This is a genomic window from Pseudomonas sp. P5_A12 (assembly GCF_056400685.1).
In genome coordinates this window covers 1-4,677 of sequence record NZ_JBFUKU010000364.1, presented here as the reverse complement: position 1 = coordinate 4,677, position 4,677 = coordinate 1, and the positions used below count along the sequence as shown (strand labels likewise).

The following is a 4,677-nucleotide window of genomic DNA, read 5'->3' as shown; positions in this document are numbered from 1 at the left end:
CCTACACGGCGGGTCAGAGTCAGGGGATCTATCGCCTGAACTTCGACAGCTCGACCGGTCAGATCAACGCCAAGCCACTGCAAGTGGTCCCAAGCGAAAACCCGTCCTGGCTGACCTTGTCCAAGGACCAGCGTTACCTGTTCGTGGTCAATGAAAACGGCCCAGGGCAGAAAGATCCGGTCGGACGTGTCACCAGCTATGCGATTGATCCCACCACGCATGCGTTAAGCCCTATCAATCAGGTCCAGAGCCTGGGCAACGAGCCAACGCATTCGAGCCTCAGCGGCGATGGTCGGCATCTGTTCGTCAGCAACTATTCGGTGGCTGAAGATCCGGGCGGCACCCTTGCGGTGTTGCCGGTCGGCGCTGACGGAAAACTCAATCCGGTGGTGCAGATGAGCAGTCATCCCGCGAGTCGGGTCAACCCTGAGCGGCAGATGTCGGCGCACGTGCACTCGACGGTTTCCTCGCCGGACGGCCGCTATGTGTTCTCCAATGATCTGGGGGGCGACAAAATCTTTGTCTACCGCTTCGACCCCAAGGCCAATCCAGACCTGCCGTTGACGCCCGCCACACCGGCGTCGGTGCAGTTGCCGCCGGGCAGCGGGCCGCGTCATTTGCTGTTCAGCGCCGACGGCAAACATGCCTGGCTGACCATGGAAATGAGTGCGCAGGTGGCGGTGTTCGATTACCAGAATGGCAAGCTTGAGCAAACGCAAATGGTCGACCTGGCAGCGGGCCAGCCCACGTCCGATAAAGCGGCGGCAGCATTGCACGCTTCGGCGGATGGCAAGTTCCTCTATGTCAGCAACCGTGGCACCGCCAATCAATTGCTGGTGTTTGCCATCGACCCTGCGACCGGTCACCTCAAGGAGCAACAGCGACGTTCCGTGGAAGGGGATCATCCGCGTGAGTTCAGCCTCGATCCCAGTGGCAAATTCGTGTTGATTGCCAACCAGAAGAGCAACCAGGTTGTCGTCGTCGAACGTGATGCCAAGACTGGTCTGCTGGGTAAAACCGTGCAGAAACTGCCGATGGACGCGCCGAGCGACCTCAGGTTTCTCCTGCGTCAATAGGCCGCAGGCCCCGGTTGATGGGGCCTGCATCCTTGTATTAATGACGCTGATATTTGCTAGTGCTACAAAGGATTTCAGGCGCGAACAGTCGAAGGTTAAGTTTGCTTCACGGCCCCACCGGGCAAGCAAGCCAACTGAATGCGAGGAATACCGCCATGAACTTCAATCTCTTCTCTGTCATCGCCGCTTCTGCAATCTCTGCCTCCGTTGCCCTGCCAGCCAGTGCAAACGTCGAAATCAGCGACAAAAAATCCCACGCCCAGAGCTACACCCAGAAATACCTGCAGCAGAGCGCCAAGTTCTACGCCGCCCTGGATCACAAAACCCAAGCCTGAAATTCAAACCCTGCACCTTTTATGCAGGAGCGAAGTCACTTGCGTCGATCAAGCTGAAAAGCTTCGAAAAACCTGAGTGATGTCGCTCCTGCATAACGCGTTTATGACAGCATTACAGTGCCATCGGGCACGCCTTGATATCACATGCGAACGCATGATGTGTTTTATCGAAGATTGAAATCGACTGGCTTAATGATCAACGAAGTTGATGGTCACTATGGATAACCCTGAGTGGTTGCCACAGCTTTTTTGATTGATTCTGTGGGCATCGAAACATGCCCACGGAGAACACCATGGCCAGCTCAATCCTCACTTCTGCCAAACACGGCGCCTACCTGGCCATCGGTCTCTACGTGATCCTGGTGCTGGTCGTCAGCCTTTCGGCTCAATCGCAGCGCACCGTAGATTCACCGATTCAAGTCGCTTATCCCGCCATCCAGTTCGAACACCGCGCCCATAACGCGGGGAGCGAGCATGCAGAACTGGTGGGAGTGGTCGGGGCATGAGAGGGCGCAAACTCTGGGTGATTGCCTTCCTGGCGTTCATCACCAACGGCTCTTCGTTGCTGGGCATCGGGCAGGGCTCGGCGGGCTCCGTGGCTCGCACCATCGAAGCCAACCACAGCCTCGCACGGAATATTGAAACGCAGAAGGCGCTCGGGTTGCTGGCGGGCAATCCGCCCATTAAACGCCAGCACGATTTCTTCGGGCCGTTCCAGGTGGATTGCACGGTGTTGCAGATGTGTGAAGTGTTTGCCTGATGCATCGCGCGACGCACCCTTGTAGCAGCAGGCTTCGTCAGCTGCTACAGGGATCGATGCCGTTACTTCTGCATTACGCCAGTAAACAAATCCGATTCCAGAAACCGCTGCAACCAGTCCTGCAACCGCACATAAGGCGTCTGCGCAAACCACTCGCGATCCACATGCGCAAACTGCCGCACGAACGGCATCAGCGCTATATCCGCCAGGCTTGGATGCGCCGCCAGCAAGTAATCGCGTCCTTCCAGTAACTCTTCAAGCTGGCGCAAAAACTCCTCGCCTTCGGCCCGATAAACCTCCATCGGTTGCTCGGGATAACGTTCGGCGTATTTGTAGCGATTCAAATGCACTTTGAAGGTCTGATCGTTCGACTCGATCAGCGCCGCGATGTGCGCTTGTCCGGCGGGATCATCCTTGAGCAACCAGTCCTGCGGATCGTTTTGCGCCAACGCCCACTTCATGATTGCCAGGCTTTCATCAATCACCCGGCCATCAGCGTTCAGCACCGGTACCGTGCCTTTGCTCGATAACGCCAGCATCTCTGCCGGTTTAGCCCTGAGGCTGACTTCGACGATGTTCACCGGCACGCCCGAGTAGCGCAGGGCCATGCGCGCACGCATGGCGTATGGGCAGCGGCGGAAAGAATACAGCGTATTCATTTCACCTCCAGGGTACTCAGGCCATTGCCTTGGCGACGAACCTGAATCTGCACCGGAATCCGTTCATGCATTTCCTGCACATGGGAAATCACCGCCACTTTGCGGCCCTGAGCTTGCAGGCCGTCCAGTGCGTCCATAGCCAGTTGCAGGGATTCCGGATCGAGGCTGCCGAAGCCCTCGTCGATGAACAGCGATTCGATTTTCAGCGTGCTCGACGCCATTGATGCCAAGCCCAGGGCCAGCGCCAGTGACACCAGGAACGTTTCGCCGCCCGACAACGAATGCACCGAACGCAGCTCATCGCCCATCTCGGTGTCCATCACCAGTAACCCCAGCATGCTGCCGCCGCGTTTCAGACGATAGCGTCGTACCAATTGCCGCAATTGTACGTTGGCGTGATGCACCAGCAGGTCGAGGTTGTAGGCTTGGGCGATCTTGCGGAAGGTGTCGCCGGTGGCCGAACCAATCAAAGCATTCAAACGCGCCCAGCGCTGGTACTCGGTGTAGGCGTCGGCGATCTGTTGGGCCAGGGCCTGATTGGCATTCTGCCGGCGCTGATCCTCGGCCTGTTCGGCGCGCAGTTCGGCGCAGCGGTGTTCGCTGGCAACAAACAGGTTTTGCAGTTCGGTCAGCGCGGTGGCCAGTTGTTCAGCATCGAGATTACCGTTGTGCTGCGCCTGGTGGCTCAGCAGGCGCTTGTCCCGTTCCTGCAACAAGACCTTGGCCTGTTCGATGGCTTTTTCGCTGTGTTGCAATTGCTGGCGCAGTTCGCTGAGCTGTTGATCGTCGACGCTCAGCAATGCGTCGAGACCACCGTCATCCAGCTCCGGATGCTGCGCGCGCCAATCGGCAATCTTGCGGCTCAACTCGCGGTCTTCGGTTTCCAGTGCCTGCGAGCGTTCCTGTCGGGCCTTGAGTTCGGCCGCCAGTTGCACCAGGCGCGTGCGTACGGTTTGTAGTTCCTGATTGGCCGTCGATTCGGCATTGCGTGCCTGTTCGACGGCGTGATCGAGTTGTTGCTGCCATTGCTCGGCACTGGCGTGCTCGCCCAACCATTGAGCCAGGGTTTGCTGACAGGCCTGCTGTTGCTCGGCGAGGGCATCGAACTGCTGTCGGGCGGCGTCCAGTTGTTGAGCGCGGGTGTGTTGACGGTCCTGTTCTTTCTCCAGCGCCTGCTGACGTTGCAGCTGTTCGCTGAGTTCATCGCGTTGCTGGTCGAGTTGTTCCAGACGCTGGGCAATCTGCTGGTCGAGCTGCATGAACGTCGCGGCGGGCTCGTTGCGCAAAGCCTGCAGCGTGTCGCTCGGGAGCAGGGTGCTGAACGCGGTCAGTTCTTCATCCAGACGTTGACGGTCGCTGCTCAACTCGCGTTGCTGATTACTCAAGTGCTGCGCTGTTTGCTGGCTTGCGGTTTCGGCACTGCGCAGCTGTTGCTGAAGGCGCGCGGCGTCCTGTTGCAAGGTCAGCAGGGCGGTTTGGCGAAGTTCGTCCTGGCTGATGCTCTGGTTCAACTGAATGTTTTGCTGCGCGAGCCAGGCATCGCGTTTGTTCGCGTCCTGAGCCATTAATTGCGTCGACAACGGATGGGCTTCGAGGCTTGGCGTCAGGGCTTGTTGCTGGGTGGCGAGTTGCTCTTGCTGCTGTAACAGCTCTTTTTGCTGAGCGATCAAGCCGCCTACTTCTGCACGCAGGTCAGTGAGTTTTTCTTTCAACTGGTCGACGGCTTTCTGCGCGTTGGCCTGCTCGCTTTCATCATGGCGACCGAGGCTTTGCAGCAGGGCTTCGGGCTGATGATAGGGGTGGTCGGGGCTGCCGCAAACCGGACACGGCTGGTCGTCCTGCAACYG

The 4,677-nt window shown here is 58.3% G+C and carries 6 protein-coding genes; 4 read left to right on the top strand and 2 right to left on the bottom strand.

Annotation, left to right across the window (positions count from 1 at the left end):
• The 4 genes from AC1DSG_RS27900 to AC1DSG_RS27885 all read left to right on the top strand — a co-directional run.
• Nucleotides 1–1,076 (top strand): lactonase family protein (locus tag AC1DSG_RS27900; protein WP_477793757.1); only part of this gene is annotated, 1,076 nt, incomplete at its 5' end.
• Between the two features lie 155 nt (nt 1,077–1,231).
• A complete protein-coding gene (locus AC1DSG_RS27895; protein WP_007944614.1) occupies nt 1,232–1,411 on the top strand; it encodes a hypothetical protein in 180 nt (59 codons plus the stop codon).
• Nucleotides 1,412–1,704: 293 nt separating this feature from the next.
• Nucleotides 1,705–1,917, top strand: a complete 213-nt coding sequence (locus AC1DSG_RS27890; RefSeq protein ID WP_477793756.1) for a hypothetical protein — start codon at nt 1,705–1,707, stop codon at nt 1,915–1,917.
• Nucleotides 1,914–2,171 (top strand): hypothetical protein, encoded by a 258-nt coding sequence (locus tag AC1DSG_RS27885; RefSeq protein WP_477793755.1) that lies wholly within the window; start codon nt 1,914–1,916, stop codon nt 2,169–2,171. The genes AC1DSG_RS27890 and AC1DSG_RS27885 overlap by 4 nt, the downstream gene beginning before the upstream one ends.
• Nucleotides 2,172–2,233: 62 nt before the next feature.
• Here AC1DSG_RS27885 and AC1DSG_RS27880 read toward each other — a convergent pair whose 3' ends face one another.
• Both AC1DSG_RS27880 and AC1DSG_RS27875 read right to left on the bottom strand, forming a co-directional pair.
• Nucleotides 2,234–2,830 carry a glutathione S-transferase gene (locus tag AC1DSG_RS27880; RefSeq protein WP_477793754.1) on the bottom strand — a complete coding sequence of 199 codons (597 nt, stop codon included), beginning with the start codon at nt 2,828–2,830 and terminating at the stop codon, nt 2,234–2,236.
• The coding region (locus AC1DSG_RS27875; protein WP_477793753.1) for an SbcC/MukB-like Walker B domain-containing protein at nt 2,827–4,677 on the bottom strand (1,851 nt) is incomplete at its 5' end. The genes AC1DSG_RS27875 and AC1DSG_RS27880, both read right to left, overlap by 4 nt.

Coding starts and splice junctions, on each gene's coding strand:
- AC1DSG_RS27885 (WP_477793755.1), top strand. CDS start 1,914: ATGAGAGGGCGCAAACTCTGGGTGATTGCCTTCCTGGCGTTCATCACC.
- AC1DSG_RS27895 (WP_007944614.1), top strand. CDS start 1,232: ATGAACTTCAATCTCTTCTCTGTCATCGCCGCTTCTGCAATCTCTGCC.
- AC1DSG_RS27890 (WP_477793756.1), top strand. CDS start 1,705: ATGGCCAGCTCAATCCTCACTTCTGCCAAACACGGCGCCTACCTGGCC.
- AC1DSG_RS27880 (WP_477793754.1), bottom strand. CDS start 2,830: ATGAATACGCTGTATTCTTTCCGCCGCTGCCCATACGCCATGCGTGCG.